At 61.4% G+C, this 14,426-nt stretch carries 13 protein-coding genes and 3 tRNA genes; 5 read left to right on the top strand and 11 right to left on the bottom strand.

Features of this window, described 5'->3' with window-relative positions; all coding sequences use genetic code 11:
* From ACX80Z_RS09940 to ACX80Z_RS09905, 8 genes are all read right to left on the bottom strand, one after another.
* Positions 1–570 (bottom strand): aldehyde dehydrogenase family protein (locus ACX80Z_RS09940; RefSeq protein ID WP_459315764.1); only part of this gene is annotated, 570 nt, incomplete at its 3' end.
* Between the two features lie 144 nt (positions 571–714).
* Positions 715–2,235, bottom strand: coding sequence for an NAD-dependent succinate-semialdehyde dehydrogenase (locus tag ACX80Z_RS09935; protein WP_459315763.1), 1,521 nt, complete (start codon positions 2,233–2,235; stop codon positions 715–717).
* A 195-nt stretch (positions 2,236–2,430) separates the two neighbouring features.
* Positions 2,431–3,513, bottom strand: a complete 1,083-nt coding sequence (locus ACX80Z_RS09930) for a hypothetical protein (protein ID WP_459315761.1) — start codon at positions 3,511–3,513, stop codon at positions 2,431–2,433.
* Positions 3,510–4,250, bottom strand: a complete 741-nt coding sequence (locus tag ACX80Z_RS09925; RefSeq protein ID WP_459315759.1) for an HtaA domain-containing protein — start codon at positions 4,248–4,250, stop codon at positions 3,510–3,512. The genes ACX80Z_RS09930 and ACX80Z_RS09925 overlap by 4 nt, the downstream gene beginning before the upstream one ends.
* Positions 4,247–5,671 (bottom strand): NAD(P)/FAD-dependent oxidoreductase, encoded by a 1,425-nt coding sequence (locus ACX80Z_RS09920; RefSeq protein ID WP_459315757.1) that lies wholly within the window; start codon positions 5,669–5,671, stop codon positions 4,247–4,249. Before ACX80Z_RS09920 ends, ACX80Z_RS09925 begins: the two co-directional genes overlap by 4 nt.
* Positions 5,671–5,991, bottom strand: coding sequence for a 2Fe-2S iron-sulfur cluster-binding protein (locus ACX80Z_RS09915; RefSeq protein WP_459315755.1), 321 nt, complete (start codon positions 5,989–5,991; stop codon positions 5,671–5,673). Before ACX80Z_RS09915 ends, ACX80Z_RS09920 begins: the two co-directional genes overlap by 1 nt.
* A gap of 17 nt (positions 5,992–6,008) precedes the next feature.
* Positions 6,009–7,286 (bottom strand): cytochrome P450, encoded by a 1,278-nt coding sequence (locus tag ACX80Z_RS09910; RefSeq protein ID WP_459315754.1) that lies wholly within the window; start codon positions 7,284–7,286, stop codon positions 6,009–6,011.
* The gene (locus ACX80Z_RS09905) at positions 7,283–8,590 is read right to left on the bottom strand and encodes an alpha/beta fold hydrolase (RefSeq protein ID WP_459315752.1); all 1,308 of its coding nucleotides are present in this window, start codon (positions 8,588–8,590) and stop codon (positions 7,283–7,285) included. The genes ACX80Z_RS09910 and ACX80Z_RS09905 overlap by 4 nt, the downstream gene beginning before the upstream one ends.
* 155 nt (positions 8,591–8,745) lie before the next feature.
* Here ACX80Z_RS09905 and ACX80Z_RS09900 point away from each other — a divergent pair, with 155 nt between their 5' ends.
* The 3 genes from ACX80Z_RS09900 to ACX80Z_RS09890 all read left to right on the top strand — a co-directional run bounded on the left by ACX80Z_RS09900 (position 8,746) and on the right by ACX80Z_RS09890 (position 11,707).
* A complete protein-coding gene (locus tag ACX80Z_RS09900) occupies positions 8,746–9,408 on the top strand; it encodes a TetR family transcriptional regulator (protein WP_459315750.1) in 663 nt (220 codons plus the stop codon).
* A 773-nt stretch (positions 9,409–10,181) separates the two neighbouring features.
* Positions 10,182–10,601, top strand: a complete 420-nt coding sequence (locus ACX80Z_RS09895; protein ID WP_459315748.1) for a nuclear transport factor 2 family protein — start codon at positions 10,182–10,184, stop codon at positions 10,599–10,601.
* Between the two features lie 14 nt (positions 10,602–10,615).
* Positions 10,616–11,707 carry a zinc-binding dehydrogenase gene (locus tag ACX80Z_RS09890; protein ID WP_459315746.1) on the top strand — a complete coding sequence of 364 codons (1,092 nt, stop codon included), beginning with the start codon at positions 10,616–10,618 and terminating at the stop codon, positions 11,705–11,707.
* A gap of 845 nt (positions 11,708–12,552) precedes the next feature.
* On the opposite strand, the gene ACX80Z_RS09885 is transcribed toward ACX80Z_RS09890, so the two are convergent.
* The 3 genes from ACX80Z_RS09885 to ACX80Z_RS09875 form a co-directional block, all read right to left on the bottom strand.
* A tRNA-Phe gene (locus ACX80Z_RS09885) sits at positions 12,553–12,628 on the bottom strand.
* A 57-nt stretch (positions 12,629–12,685) separates the two neighbouring features.
* Positions 12,686–12,759 (bottom strand) — tRNA-Asp (locus ACX80Z_RS09880).
* Positions 12,760–12,846: 87 nt separating this feature from the next.
* Positions 12,847–12,919: transfer RNA gene (locus tag ACX80Z_RS09875), tRNA-Glu, on the bottom strand.
* Positions 12,920–13,050: 131 nt separating this feature from the next.
* Here ACX80Z_RS09875 and ACX80Z_RS09870 point away from each other — a divergent pair.
* Together ACX80Z_RS09870 and ACX80Z_RS09865 are read left to right on the top strand one after the other, a co-directional pair.
* Complete coding sequence (locus ACX80Z_RS09870) at positions 13,051–13,410, top strand: metallopeptidase family protein (protein WP_459315772.1); 360 nt, start codon at positions 13,051–13,053, stop codon at positions 13,408–13,410.
* A gap of 43 nt (positions 13,411–13,453) precedes the next feature.
* On the top strand, positions 13,454–14,374 hold the full coding sequence (locus ACX80Z_RS09865) for a cation diffusion facilitator family transporter (RefSeq protein WP_459315744.1): 921 nt from the start codon (positions 13,454–13,456) through the stop codon (positions 14,372–14,374).
* The last annotated feature ends 52 nt before the right edge of the window (positions 14,375–14,426 follow it).

Here is a 14,426-nt window from a genome sequence, read left to right as displayed (position 1 = left end):
GTGCGTCAATCGCAGGTTCTGCCAGACGCCGTCGGGCAGCCCTGCTTCGGTGAGGAGGTCCACGATCGCCTGCGCACTCTGGGGGACGATCGAGGCGTGCTTGAGGATGACTACGTTGCCGGAGATCGCTGCTGGCGCGAACCCGCGTGCTGCCTGGTAAAAGGGTACGTTCCAGGGCTGAATGGAGTAGACGATTCCCTGCGGCTCGTAGGTGATTACGACGTCGCGGTCGACGCCTGGGTTCTCCACCTTTTTGGGACGAAGGATCTCCTCCGCATTGTCGGCGACCCAATCGAAAATGGGAGCGGCCATGTAAGCGGCTTCCATCCGCGCCTGTGAGAGCAGCTTGCCCACCTCCAGGGTGGCGAGATCGCCGAGCTCGTCCGTCCGTTCGCGGAGGAGATTCGCAGCCTTCTTGAAAATCGCAGCACGCTCGGAGACGTCGACCCGGCTCCACGAGGCGAACGCTGCATGGGCGCGGTCCAGGGCCTCGTCGACTTCCTGATCCGTCGCGTAGGGGAAGGTCTCAACAACCTCGTTGGTGTAAGGGTTCGTTGTCGCGTAAGCCATGAAAGTCCTCTCTGGTGAGTAAATGGGGAAGCTTTTTGCTGGGCCCTGACGCGCAATATCGCACCGAGTCGACGGTCGTCGTCCATGGACCAACCGCGGGCGTCCCGTATACGGATGCTGCGTCGTCTAGGATCAGCCGGGGTGTCATGCGTCGGTAGTTGTGTCCCAGGGATTCTCGATGCCAATGTATTGGGTGGTGGTGTACTCGGCGATACCTTCAGCCCCGCCCTCACGGCCTAGGCCGGATTGCTTCACGCCACCGAACGGGGCAGCAGCATTGGAGATGACCCCGACGTTCAGACCCATCATGCCGAACTCGATGCGATCGCCAATGCGCAAACCACGAGAGATGTTCTCCGTGAAAACGTAGGAGGCCAGGCCGTACTCAGTTGCGTTGGCCAGGGCGACCGCGTCGTCCTCATCACGGAAGGTAACCACCGGGGCTACTGGTCCGAGAATCTCTTCCCGCACCGCTTTGGCATCACGCGGGACGTTGCGCAGCAGAGTTGGCTGATAGAAGTAGCCAGGCCCATCTAGACGCTGCCCGCCAACGACGACTTCCGCGCCGCGGGATACGGCGTCGGCGACGAATGCCTCGATCGAGGCTACGGCCTTGGCCTCGATGAGTGGTCCAACGGTCACGCCATCCTCGATGCCGGGCCCGATGATCAGCGCAGCCATCTTGACTGCTAGTTTCGCCACGAACTCCTCGGCTACGTCCTCGTGCACCAGTAGGCGGTTGGCCGCTGTGCAGGCCTCGCCCATGTTCCGCATCTTCGCGGCCATCGCCCCAGCCACGGCCTTGTCGATGTCGGCATCCTCAAACACGATCAGCGGACCGTTCCCGCCGAGCTCCATGGATGTGCGGAGCACGTTGTCGGTGGCCAGTTTCATCAGCTGCTTGCCGACGGGGGTGGAACCGGTGAATGACACCTTGCGCAGGCGCGGGTCGGCCATGATCGGTTCGGAGACCTCCGCAGCGGAGGCGGACGAGACCACATTGAGCACCCCGGCTGGAATCCCGGCCTCACACATGATCTGGGCGAAGTATTGGGAGGTCAAGGGGGTCAGTCTCGCCGGTTTGAGCACCATGGTGCAGCCAGCGGCTACGGCCGGGGCCACCTTGCGGGTGGCCATGGCAAAGGGAAAATTCCAGGGGGTGATCAGCAGGCACGGGCCCACCGGCTTACGGACCACCAACATGCGCAAGTTACCGTCGGGGGACTCCGCGTAACGACCATAGTCACGCACCGCTTCCTCCGAGAACCAGCGCAGAAACTCCCCACCGTACTTCACCTCGCCTTTCGCCTCAGCGAACGGCTTTCCCATCTCCAGTGTCATCAGCAGCGCCAGGTCCTCGGCCCGCTCCTGGACGAGGTCAAAGGCCGCCCGCAGGATCTCCGATCGGGCACGGGACGGGGTGCGGGCCCAAGACTCCTGGGCGGCAGCGGCGGCGTCCATCGCCGCGACAGCGTCGGCGCGAGTGGCGGAGGCCATGGTCGCGAGCACCTCACCGGTGGCTGGGTTTTCCACCTCGAAGGTGGACCCGTCTGAGGCCTCACGCCAATGACCGCCGATCAAAAGTCCTTTCGGGGTCCTGGCCAGCACTTTTTCGATGCGGGCCTGGATGGATGAGGCTGATTGGGCCTGGTCCGTATTGCTCATGTATCGACCTCTTTGTTGTATACCTAGATAAATGATGGGCTATCCTCCATCGGAGGCTTCGCGGTAGTTTTCGGTGTGGTCCGGACTTCGCGACCGACACTGGATTTCATCCAGGAAAGTTTGCTGAGCCGTCCTGCCCGGGCTTATCAATTACCGTCTGGTGCGTTGGTCGGCTCCGGCCGTCGGCGTACTGCTTCACAGCGCGGGGCCAGGATGATCCGCCGCACTGTTCACGAGGAGCAGTGCCTGCTCGATGTAGGCGAGCTCCATGGTGTGCTCGGCGGTCTTCCAAAAAAGGTCGTGCGGACCTGGGGCGGGAGTCATAAAGGCAGAAGGCGCCCACGATCCATCAGGCCTCTGCCGGTCGCAAAACCAGTTGGCCATTTTCAGCACCGGGGAGAGATGTTCGCCGTCGGGATCCGCAGCGAGCATGGCTGCGGCCCCCCAACCGTACTTACAGATCTGAACTGAACTGATGTCATTGAACTGCGCAGCGGTTCCGTTGGTTGAGAGCGCCAGATACCTGCGCCCCAGCTCAAGGACGGCCGAATCCCCATTCTGCTGACTCCATCCCGCAAGAAACGCAGCCGCGATCCCTGGGTGGTAATAGAGCTGGCGAGGCGCGGTGAAGTCGAGAACGTGGGTGAGTTCGCGGTCTGCAGGAAACTCGGTCACGAGCTTGTCCCCGATTCGGGTGGGGTAGAAGCGGCGGGGTAGGTCTGGCTGCAACTCGAAGGTTGTGCGGAGCCAACCGGCGACGCCTTCGGCTGCCTGCTTGTCCCCGGTAACGAGAGCGGAGATACCGAATTGGGAGGTCTTGAGGTTGTCCTGCCGTCGGGTGTCGCCCTTCTCGTCGTTGCGATCTTCGTGGATTCCGCCAGTGACGGGATCCTGGTAGGTACGCATGTGGTCCCCGATGACGCGGGCCGTATCGTAGCGCGCGAGGAGCCATGAGGCGATGGCAAGGGGCGAGAGTCCGTAGATAGGGCTGCCGTAGATGCCGGCGCGGTACGGCCCGGGGCGGAAATCGCCGTCGTCCTGGAGCGCTTCACGCTCGGCCCAGCCAAGCATTGCAGCTGCAACGTCCGGCGCACCTGAAACAGTGAGCGCCCAAGGCGCCCGCCACCACGAATTGGCAGTTTCGGCCCCCTCGGGTTTCCCCTCGTCATTGACCCGTGCGGTTAACCACTCGACTGCGGCCTTGCGATGACGACGGACCCGGGCGAGGACTGCGCCCGGGTCGCCATTCTCAAGTACCAGGATGGCAGGGTCAGTCATGGGTTGTCTCCTTCGAAGATGGGATTGACGGGATCGCCCTCCGGCTGCAGCTGGTTGACCGGGACGCCAACCCGTCGGGGTGTCAGAGCGGTGGCTTGCCCAGAGAAACCCGGGGATGCCTGGATAATGACGAAGTCGTCCAGGAGCTCCCCTTCCTCGTAGGCGCGGAAGAACAGGTCGGCACCGTCTGCGGTCAAGCGAACGTTCGTCCCGCGCCAGACCGCCCCGGACGGTGAGGAAGCCGGATCCCGCGATGTCGCAATGGGCGGCGCTACGTCGAACAGAGCCAATGTCATGCGTCGTCCATCCCAGTCCGGGTCGGAGATGCTGAGGGTGCCATTTTCGCCGTCGTGAGTGAGAAGTGGATCGCAGATGACCACTCGAAGGTGTCCGCGGTGGCCACGGAACTCTACAGATCCGCGGAATTGTTGGCTTGTGGTCGTATCGCGGGCAGGAACGCGCTGATCGCCGGAGTGCGCGGACGGAAACCGAAAACCGCCTGCATCCTCAGTCACCGGAATGCTGAGGATGTATCGACCATCGCTCATAGCGGCGAGGTAGGCCAGAAACGATGCCTTGATCGGCCAGACCAGCTCGCAGGCGGACGGAAGCGCGCTGGTCTGGCCGACAGCAGCGTCCGCTGAAGAGCGACGCGCTTCTTGTGCGCAGCAGTGGGTATGGGACTCGGAGGTGGATCGACGGGCCGGTCCCCTACTGTTGTCTCCTTGCCCGGTCATTGAGCCATCACCTTGTAGGTTGCGGTGGGCTGTTCAGCGATGCCTTCAATGCCGCCTTCGCCATTCAGCCCCGAGAGCTTCAGCGGTTTTCCCGCCGTGGCGGCACTGAAGGCGGCTCCGACGGGGTTGCCCTGGGTGATGAGTGATTTCAGGGAAATGGCCGTGTCACCAGCTCGGGTTGCGTCAATGACTTGACCCTTAGTGATGGCCGCCCGCGCAACCATGAAGTCCGCGGGACGGTTAATGCATTCGGCTGCGATGAGCCGCTTACCGGAGTAGTGCAGCACGGTGATTCCGGCGTCGTCCTGTCGCACAACATGTGATCCGCCGGTTGGGACGGAGCCAGCAACCTGTAGCTTGAGGTCAAATTGATCGGACCAGAACCACGGGGTGCTTGACCAGGTCTTTGGCTGGCCGGTAATAGTGGCGGCTGCAACTTTGGCCTGCTCGGTGGCTGCATTGACTGACTCGAAGCGGACACCGCTACCGGGGGTGCTGCCTCCCATGCCGGGGATGGAGCCGTGCCAGACGGCGCAGTCGCCGGCCGCTACAGTGACCCCGTCAGACGTCAGACCATGCTGGTCGACGACGATGCCGTCGGACACGGTCAGGTCAATCTGTTCGGCGAGTTCCGTGCGTGGTTCGGCCCCAACGCCGACAATGACAACGTCTGCCGGCAGGATGGTGCCGTCTGCGAGTTGGACTCCCCGCACTCGGCCGTTGCCGTGGAAGGCAACCGGCGCGCTCTGATACCTAATGTTCACGTTGTGGCCCTCGTGAACGGCTTGCACGTGCGCGCTGATGGAGGGGCTGACTGCGCGGGCCATCAAACGATTGCTGGAGAGCACCACAGTGACCTCGCAGCCGAGCAACCGGGCGGTGGCTGCAACTTCCAGGCCGATGAACCCACCACCGATGACGACAATACGCGGGGTGTCTACGAGTGCGCTGCGCAGCTGCACGGCGTCTGTGCTGTTACGCAAATAGTAGATGCCCCCGAGTTCCGCGCCCGGCAAGTCCAAGCGGCGGGGCCGGGCACCGACGGTCAATGCGAGCCGGCCGAAGGAGAGCCGGCGCCCCGCGCTGGTCACCGCGGTGCCGTGACCAGCGTTGGAGACGTCGAGGGTGGTGACGCGTTCCCCGAGGACCAGATCGATGCCCTTATCGGTGAAGAACTGTTCGGATCGCAGGGCCAGATCCGAGGCCACGATACCGTCGTGCAACGCCTTCTTCGACAGTGGTGGCCGCTGATAGGGCGGGTGCGTCTCTGCGCCTAATAGCGTAATCGATTCAGTCCACCCGAACTCACGCAGGGATGCGGCCAGCTGGACGCCAGCTTGGGAGGCGCCAATAATCAGCACTCCCCGATGGTCGGGGGCTCTGCCGCTCGAGTGGGCGTCGCGCAGGGACAGGCTACTCATTAGTCTTGATACTCAGGAACGCCGACATGGACCTCGTCGACCTCGGGCAGGACGAGTTGGCAGGACAGGCGAGAGGCCGGCTCGCGGTCGACGGCCGTTCCGTCGAGCATCGCGTCCTCGGATTGAGTTATCGGGGTGTAAAGGTCGGCTTCTTCGGCCGGAACGAACACGTGACAGGTTGCGCAGGACAGGACGCCACCGCATTCAGCGACGATCCCAGTGAAACCGTTGCGCACGGCTGTTCTCATGATGGAGTCGCCGGCGTTACCATCGATGGAGGTGCTCGTACCGTCGTGATTGGTGTAGGTTACCTTCGTCATAACTTTGTTCTCCTTGCTCAGACTGGGGCTAGATCGGGGTGTTTGCTATTGACGCGAGCCCCTGGTGTGAATGTGATGGCGAACTGGCTGAAGCCGTTAACGCCTCCGAGCCGGGGGTAAGGCACCGCGCCGTGAAGATCTGCCCGGAGGTTCCGCAACCGCTCAGGGATGATCTGCAGCATCTCCTCGATCTCGACCTTTGCCAGCGGTGATCCGAGGCATCGGTGGGGCCCTGAGCTAAAGGCCAGGTGATCCAGGACATTGGGCCGGTTGAAGTCGAAGTCGTCAGGGTTCGGGAACACCAACGGATCCCGGTTCGCTCCCGCTAGCCACATGTACACTCGTTCGCCCGCCGCGATGGGTTGACCGAGAATTTCGGTGTCTCGGACTGCGGTGCGCGCGATGCCGGTTGCCGGAGGGTTGAGACGAAGCAGCTCTTCGATCACCTTCTTTCGCACTGACAAGTCGACCCGGATCAGGTCGGCGACGTCGGGCGCACCTGCGAGGTAGGAGACAGCGTGAGCCAGCAAAGATGCGGTTGTGTCAAAGCCGCCAAACACTAGGGCGTTCAGCATGCTCTCAGCCTCTTCGAGACTCAGTGGCTCGCCCTGCACCTGACCGTTGACAAGGCTGGTCAGGAGGTCGTTGGCGGGCTTGGCGCGGCGGGCCAGGAGCGCTGCGCGGAAGTTCTCGCGCATCCGCGCCGCTTCGGCGTGCGGCAGATCCGGACTGTCATGTGGCAAATAGGACAGCTTATGCGCCACCGCGGCGGCGTCCTTGTAATCTTCTGGGTCATAACCCAACGCGTACAGGTTTGTTCGGGCGGTGGCAGGGATGAGGATGTCATCGATCAGATCTGCGCTGCCCTGCTCGATCACGGCGTCAATCGCGTCGTGAAGGTAGTGCTTGGATACCGGACGCAGTCGCCGCAGCGACTTCGGAGTAAAGTACGGCGCTTCGATGGCACGGCGGTCCGTGTGGTGCGGAGGGTCCGACTCACCTAAGAACAATCGATAGGGCATCTGCGGGATGGCCTGTCCGCGGCCGCCGTTTCCTGTGCCCGTGGTGTCGTTATCGGAGGTAAAAGTTTGCCAGTCTTCAGCCACCCGGACGATCTCGGCGTGAGAAGCCAATACCCAGTAACCGCCATCGTTGCTGTCAGTCCACACCAGCGGACGACCGGTGGCGTGAAGATCTGCGGCCATCTCACGCCAGTGAAGGGCATACGCGGTGCTGTGGTGGTCAAAGTCGCACACAGGGCGGCCGCCACTGTTCGCGATCGTTAGAGCGCTCATGGTGTCACCGCTTCGAGGCGACCAACACGATTGAGGATCTCATCGAGGATCGGCAGCAGGCCATCACTGAACCCAATCGGGTCGTCACATGGAGCGAAGTGTCCAAGGTCGGGCAACTTCACGAACTTGGCGCCGGGAATCTTCTGCTCCACTGCAGGGCCACCGGCCTCGTAGTCGTCCGAGGCTGGGTCCCACTCGCCAGTCACAACGTAGACGGGCTTGGCGAGAGCATCGATCTTGTGACCATTCTTCGCCAAGTCGTGATCCCAGCCGAAGTAGTCGTTGTCTCCGGCATAGATGCCGGGAAACGCCGAGCGATACACCCAATAGGTCTCATGGGCGTAGGGCTCAGGAGCAACCGGGGAGGTGGCCCCGAAGTTCAACTGCGGTGCAAGGTCGGTTGAGATGGGCGGGGTTCGGTACAGATCGTTCGAGAAACCGGGAGGGAACTCGGGGGCCCCGTACCACCCATTCACAGAGACGAACGCGCTGAACTCACCGGGGTACTCGGCGGCGAGGTCGAGTGCGAGCTGGCCGCCGACGGAACAACCCATGAAGAACGGTTGGTCTAGGCCGATGGCGTTCTTGATCGCCACGACCCACTCCATGAGGGACTGCTGGGTGGGTTTGTAAGGTTCCTCCCACCACCGGACACCGAATGGTGGTAGAGACCTTCCGTGATACGGCAGGTCGTAGGCGTACATGGTGAACCGTTCCTGCATGCGCGGATCGGCCAGCATGTGACGGTACTGGCGGCTGTCTGCGCCCGCGGTGGCCTGAAGGAGCAGTGGTACCGCCCCATGGCCGGCGGTTTCGTAGTAGACGCGCGCTTCGGTGCCCTGTGCAGTGGCATAGACGTATCGCCCAACGGCGTTGTCAGTGTCCCGGAAAGGGTCGGTGAACGGCTTGCGTTCGCTAGGCCCCACGACTGTTTCGCGCAACACCTTATACAGGCGTCCGAGCCCCCCCTGCCAGGGCGCGATTACCGAGACGAAGTCGCCGGTCATGATTAGGCCGTTCATTGGCGCCACAGTCAAACTCTCGTAACCGTGCTGCAGGTCAGCATCGAAGGCCTTGGCCCAGAACTCCTCAGGGGCTTCCCACGTTACAGCTGGCTCAGATTGGGGCAGGCCCGATGTTAGGACGGTAGCGGTGGTTGCGACGCCGTCCTCGAACTCGAGGTCGAAAGGTTGGCCGGGCGCTCCGATGCGTACCGAACCAGTAAACGCGCGCAATTTGTAAGTCAGCTCCTTGTCGGAGCGAGCAGCTTCGAGAACACGCTGCGGGTCGACGTGAATGGTCATAAACCTCTCCTATGAAAGACGGGCGAATACATTTGCCCTTTCGTGTCACTTAGTGACACGACGAGACTACATAGGAAAATGTGACCTACGCAACACTTTCGCCAAGAAATTTCATCAGGTGACACCGCCGGTGCAACTGCGGGAAAATGGTGAGCATGCACCCTGACGAACCCGCCACCGAAAAGCTGCCCACTACCGAACCGGCCGCCCGTACCGCCCTGGGGGTTGCGGCAAGCCGTACGCTCCCGCTGGTTCAGCTGCGTCGCGGTACCGTGCTGCGCGATGCAAAGGGTGTCGCGCGAAGGCTAACCATGGCAGCAATCGACTTGTTCGCCACCGACGGATTCGAGCAGGTGACGGTCACCGATATCGCTGCGGTTGCGGGCGTGAACCGGCGAACGTTCTTCCGCTACTTCCCCAGCAAGGAAACGATCGTTCTCGACATCTGGGATCAAACGAACGAATCGCTTGTCGATCTCATAGGGACTACCCCTGGCGATGGACCGTTCGCCTCGCTGGGTTCGGCCGTCGTCGCGTGGTGCGTGGAGTACGAAGAGCTGCTCGCCGGACTCGCGGGGTTCTCGGAGCAGTCCCGCACGCTGTCCGCTGCCACGATGCTCCATTCACTCCAATGGGAAGAGCGGATCGCCGAAGCCCTGCAACATCGTTTCCCCGACCTAGAGCCGGACGCCGCAGAGGTCGCGGGGATCATCGCAATGGGTAGCTTGAGAGTGGCTCGGAAACGTATGCTTTCGTCCGGCGAGCGCTACCCGTACGAGCTTGAGAAGGTGATCGCCGCGGTCGAACGGGCCCGCTGAGTCGCCGAGCCGTCGCCGGCCAACAGCCGGCGCAGTCTTCAATTTTATTGCGCAAGCGGAATCTCCCAGACCTCACCGGGTACTCAGCAGTACTCAATGTTCTGGTTTCGATGAACGCTCAAGGGCACCAGCAGCTCCACGGGAATGCAACGGACCAATGGCCAATACGAGAATCCGCGCATCGCCCCGCCAAGTTCCGATCTGTTAAATTCGATGTCCTGTCCAAGGTCAAACTAGCCGTTCGATCGGGCATTCTGTACTTGAATCGGGCGCGCACCCACGGACTTGACTTCTACACCTGGGTGATACTCGCAACCCCAGCAGCCTCGGTAACCCAGGGAACACTCCGCTCTTGAGCTATCTGCGGGGACCGGCGCGGTGATTCATGCATACCGCAGTAGTTTCTTGCAAAACTGCAGTTCAAGAGGTCCCTTGACCGGAAATCCCTCCCTTGCTCATCGCAGATCTGCTGCTCACCCCTGTTGCATAGGTCACAGTCCTGAGGTAGCTTTCATGTCATTGAGTGACACCAAATTGTGTATGACTACCTCCGAGAACAGTCAACGACGACTGGAAGCAATTGCATTCAAGTTTCCGTCAGCGCATTCAAGTTGCCGGACGACCTCCGGTGGCGTCATTCAGAGCAATCCCCTGGGTTGCGGAAGGCTCATAGAGCCTAGACCTGTTCAGGACCTGCCTCCCGCAGCTCCGGACTGACTGGTGGAGCCCCTTCTGGGCCGCACCACAGCAAAGACGTACCGAAAGGATCAATTGTGGACGATATACAGAGACTAATCGCCGAAAGTGAACTCAGGAATATTGTTGCGCGGTATCCTCAGCTCGCCGACGACTCTGCCTACCAGGAGTGGAGTGAGCTCTTCACCGAGGACGGTGTGCTCGAGTTCGAAGGAAAGCGCACCCAGGGCCGCGAAGCGGTGACCCAGTGGCTGGCCAGTACCCACAAAGGGCCAGCGCTGCGCCATGTAAACGTCAACGTATTCATCGTTGTGGATTCGGCAAGCGAGGCGCACGGGAGCGCGGATCTGGTGGTGCTAGCGGCAATAGAAGGCGCGTGGACCATCGTTTCAACGGTGCGCTACTCCGACCGGTTCATTAAGACCGCTGAGGGCTGGCGCTTCGCGGAGCGACTGTTAGATGTCCGTAGCGCCGCAGACCGAGCAATTCCAGCTTAGAGAAGAGAAACAAGATGAAGATAACCGCCGCAATTGCTCGGAACGCAAACCAGCCGTTAAACATTGAACAGCTTGAAATGAGGGGTCCGGGCCCGCGCGAGGTGCTGGTTGAAAACCGGGCATCCGGGTTGTGCCACACCGACCTGACCAGCATACAGGGGGGCATGGGGCTCCCGTTCCCCTTCGTGCCCGGCCATGAGGGGGCGGGGGTGGTCGTCGAGTGCGGCCCCGAGGTCACTAGCGTGCGTCCCGGCGATCACGTTATTCTCGCAAACATGGCCGAGTGCGGCAGCTGCAGGGCCTGCCGGTCGGACCGGACGAACGGTTGCCTGGAGACAGTCAGGCTGCGTTCCGAAAGCCCACCAGTGTTCACCGACGAAAACGGCCCTGTCCCTTCGATGACCTTCGCCGCCAGTTTCGCGACTCATACTGTCGTGCCAGATATCGCCGTGACGAAGATCCCCGAAGACGTACCATTTGAGGTAGCCGGGCTCATCAGCTGCGGCGTGTCCACCGGCGTCGGTGCCGTCCGATACACCGCGAGGGTAGAGGAGGGCAGCTCGGTCATCGTGATCGGGCTTGGCTCCATCGGCCTCAACGTCGTTCAGGGAGCCCGTCTGGCGGGAGCGACCACCATCATCACACTGGACACCAACCCAGCGAGAGAGGAGCTCGCCCGCTTACTAGGAGCCACCCATTTTATTGACCCACGTACGGTCGAGGGCGACCTGGTCCAGCATCTGAACACACTGACCGAGGGTGGAGCCGATTACGCCTTCGAATGTGTCGGGAACGTCAACCTCGTCCAGCAGGCGGTCGCCAGCGTTAATCCGTACTGGGGAGTTTGCGTGGCGATCGGCGTCTCTCCCTTCACAGACACCATAGCGATCAACCCCTCCATGTTCCTCCTCGGGCGGACCTTACGAGGGACGTTTATCGGCAATGTCAAACCTCGGACCCAGATGCCCTCAATTGTTGAGGATTACCGCGCCGGGCGGTTGGAAATCGACCGACTGGTCACCAAACGGCTCCCGTTAGAGGACGTTAACGCTGGCTTCGAGATGATGGTCAACGGCACTAGCGTCCGGTCGGTCGTCGTGCACTGAGGCGTGCGATAGGGGTCCCAGGTAAGCCGATGCAGGATGACATCGACCGCCCTGGGATCAAAATCCTCCCCACCTTGGGTCGGTCCAGGGTGGGGAGGAGATTCGGCAGGAGCTATCACAGTTTCCGTTGGCTCCCAGTGCCGGGAAGCTGCTGGCGGCGGTTTGAGCGTCCAGTTCGTCGGTACGATATCGAGCTGCCGTTTCTTCGGGTTGCCGCGTCTACCTTTCGGGCGTTCGGCCCAGTTCGCTGAGAGGTCTCATGAGTCCTCGGCCGTGGTTTGCGTCTCCTGCTCTAGGCGTGTCACCTAATTCAGGCGCAGTGCTGATGCCCGGGGAGTGAATGGCCTCCAGGTGGTTCTCAATGGACGCTATCCGATCGACACCGATCCCCTTCCGGTCAGGAATCTGCAAATTCTTTGGTGCGTAGTTCTCCGGAGTGCCGTAGGCACAGATTCCCGATCTGGGCCTACGGCTCCCACCGCCGCGAAACCGTGGGTTCGAGACCATCCTGGCGACCTTTCGAGACACCAGTCCAATAAATACCGGGAGATCCGGGATCGCCGTGACATGCTCGGCCTCCCGAGTTGATTACACATTCGTTCGTATAGCCGTAGCAACGATCTTCGACAGGATAAATTGCCCGCACCTGAGACCTCCGACTACCTCGATCAGGAGCATCCATCCGTGGCCCAAGGCGGCTGGATAACGACCATTAGGGGATCAACGCGGTCTGCCAACATTATGGGCTGGCGGCCTGAAGCTCGGATTTAAAAGTGCGGTATTTATGCGGGGCCGCAAACTGTTAGAAAAAAGAAAAAACCCCCGGATAATCCGGGGGTTTTAGCTGGTGGCTCCGACCGGCGTCGATCCGGTGACCTTTCGATTTTCAGTCGAACGCTCTACCAACTGAGCTACAGAGCCGTGCAACTATCCTACGACAGTCACCGCGGTCAACCAGTCGAAACTGATGAACCTGAGCGACCCTGACGGGACTTGAACCCGCGACCTCCGCCGTGACAGGGCGGCGCGCTAACCAACTGCGCTACAGGGCCTTGCTTTTTTGCAAGAGCTTCAGCCTACCAGCATCTCTGCCGCTTCTTGACCGCCTCGAAGTGCTCCGAAACCAGCCTGCTCTTGCGTACCCCCAACGGGATTCGAACCCGTGCCGCCGCCGTGAAAGGGCGGTGTCCTAGGCCGCTAGACGATGGGGGCCAGGACCACACGAGGCAAGAATTTTCCCCTGCTGTGGACCTATAAAACTATAGGGCCTGTTTCGCGATTCCACAAAACGAACCCGTCGGCGGACCTTTCCCGACGGTACAGTCGTTGGTGTGCCCATCGAAATGACCCTTGCAGACTTCGAGTCAGCCGTGGATGACGCGATCGACCAGATCCCCGAAGATTTGATGAGCACCATGAACAACGTCGCCATCTTTGTGCGTGAAGAGTACGAGCCGGGCCCCGGCGAGGATCCCGACACCGAACTCCTCGGGCTCTACGAAGGCACCCCATTGACCGAACGGGATTCCTGGTGGGACGCGGGATCCCTCCCGGACAGCATCAGCATCTTCCGGCAGCCGTTGTTGCGGCACTGTGACAGCCGTGAGGAACTCATTGACGAAATCCTGATCACGGTTATCCATGAGGTGGCCCACCATTTCGGGATTGACGACGCGCGGCTGCACGAGCTCGGTTGGGGATAGTCCTGCTCGCACATCCTCGACCCGACAGCGGATACTTGTTTTTATGAACGGGCACGATCACGGATTACCCCAGGGCACGGCGACCGGCAAGCATCGCCGGAAGCTGGTCATCGTCGTCGCAATCACCCTGACGATTGTGCTGGTCCAGGTGGTCGGGGCCATCTGGTCCGGGTCACTCGCCCTGCTCGCCGATGCCGGGCACATGCTGTCCGACGCCACCGGCGTCTCAATTGCCCTCCTCGCTTCCTGGATAGCCACCCGCCCCGCCACCCGGCGAAGTACCTACGGGTACCAGCGGGCAGAGGTCCTGGCGGCACTCGCGAATGCGATCATTCTGGTGGTGATCGCCGTCGTGATCCTGATCGAAGCGCTACGCCGCTTCAACACGAGCCCCGACATCCGTTCCGACATCATGATCATCACGGCTGTGGTTGGAGCCCTCGCCAACCTCGTCTGCCTGCTCATTCTGCGCCGAGGGCAAGCCGAAAGCCTCAACCTCCGCGGCGCGTACCTGGAGGTGCTCGGTGACCTGCTGGGCTCCGTAGCGGTGATCGTTGCCGCCGTCGTGATTGCAACGACCGGCTATCTTCCCGCCGACACCTTCGCGTCGATAGCCATCGCGCTGATGATCCTGCCGCGGGCCTGGAGCCTCCTCAGGGATGTCATCAACGTACTGCTCGAATCGGCGCCGAAGGGCGTGGACTCGGAGATGATTCGCAGTCACATCCTTGGGGTGCACGGCGTCGTCGGCGTCCATGACATTCACGCGTGGACTATCACCTCCGGTGTGCCGGTGTTTTCAGCCCACGTGGTGGTAGACGAAGCCACCCTCAACGCAGACGGCGTGGACCGAGTGCTCGATCGGCTGACCCACTGCCTCCGTAACCATTTCGATACCCAGCATTGCACCTTCCAGATCGAGCCTGCGGAGCACGCCATTCACGAAAGCCGCCAGCACGCTTGAATTTCCAACGCTTTCGCGACACGCCGTGATCAAACGCCATCAAATGACACTT

This window comes from Arthrobacter sp. TMT4-20, from assembly GCF_054510775.1.
Note: the sequence above shows the minus strand (reverse complement) of the source record. Positions and strands in the feature narration are given on the sequence as shown.

What these genes read in the sequence shown, in the direction of transcription:
- ACX80Z_RS09935 (WP_459315763.1), bottom strand. Translation starts at nt 2,235, where the DNA reads ATGAGCAATACGGACCAGGCCCAATCAGCCTCATCCATCCAGGCCCGC.
- ACX80Z_RS09930 (WP_459315761.1), bottom strand. Translation starts at nt 3,513, where the DNA reads ATGACTGACCCTGCCATCCTGGTACTTGAGAATGGCGACCCGGGCGCA.
- ACX80Z_RS09925 (WP_459315759.1), bottom strand. Translation starts at nt 4,250, where the DNA reads ATGACCGGGCAAGGAGACAACAGTAGGGGACCGGCCCGTCGATCCACC.
- ACX80Z_RS09920 (WP_459315757.1), bottom strand. Translation starts at nt 5,671, where the DNA reads ATGAGTAGCCTGTCCCTGCGCGACGCCCACTCGAGCGGCAGAGCCCCC.
- ACX80Z_RS09915 (WP_459315755.1), bottom strand. Translation starts at nt 5,991, where the DNA reads ATGACGAAGGTAACCTACACCAATCACGACGGTACGAGCACCTCCATC.
- ACX80Z_RS09910 (WP_459315754.1), bottom strand. Translation starts at nt 7,286, where the DNA reads ATGAGCGCTCTAACGATCGCGAACAGTGGCGGCCGCCCTGTGTGCGAC.
- ACX80Z_RS09905 (WP_459315752.1), bottom strand. Translation starts at nt 8,590, where the DNA reads ATGACCATTCACGTCGACCCGCAGCGTGTTCTCGAAGCTGCTCGCTCC.
- ACX80Z_RS09900 (WP_459315750.1), top strand. Translation starts at nt 8,746, where the DNA reads ATGCACCCTGACGAACCCGCCACCGAAAAGCTGCCCACTACCGAACCG.
- ACX80Z_RS09890 (WP_459315746.1), top strand. Translation starts at nt 10,616, where the DNA reads ATGAAGATAACCGCCGCAATTGCTCGGAACGCAAACCAGCCGTTAAAC.
- ACX80Z_RS09870 (WP_459315772.1), top strand. Translation starts at nt 13,051, where the DNA reads ATGACCCTTGCAGACTTCGAGTCAGCCGTGGATGACGCGATCGACCAG.
- ACX80Z_RS09865 (WP_459315744.1), top strand. Translation starts at nt 13,454, where the DNA reads ATGAACGGGCACGATCACGGATTACCCCAGGGCACGGCGACCGGCAAG.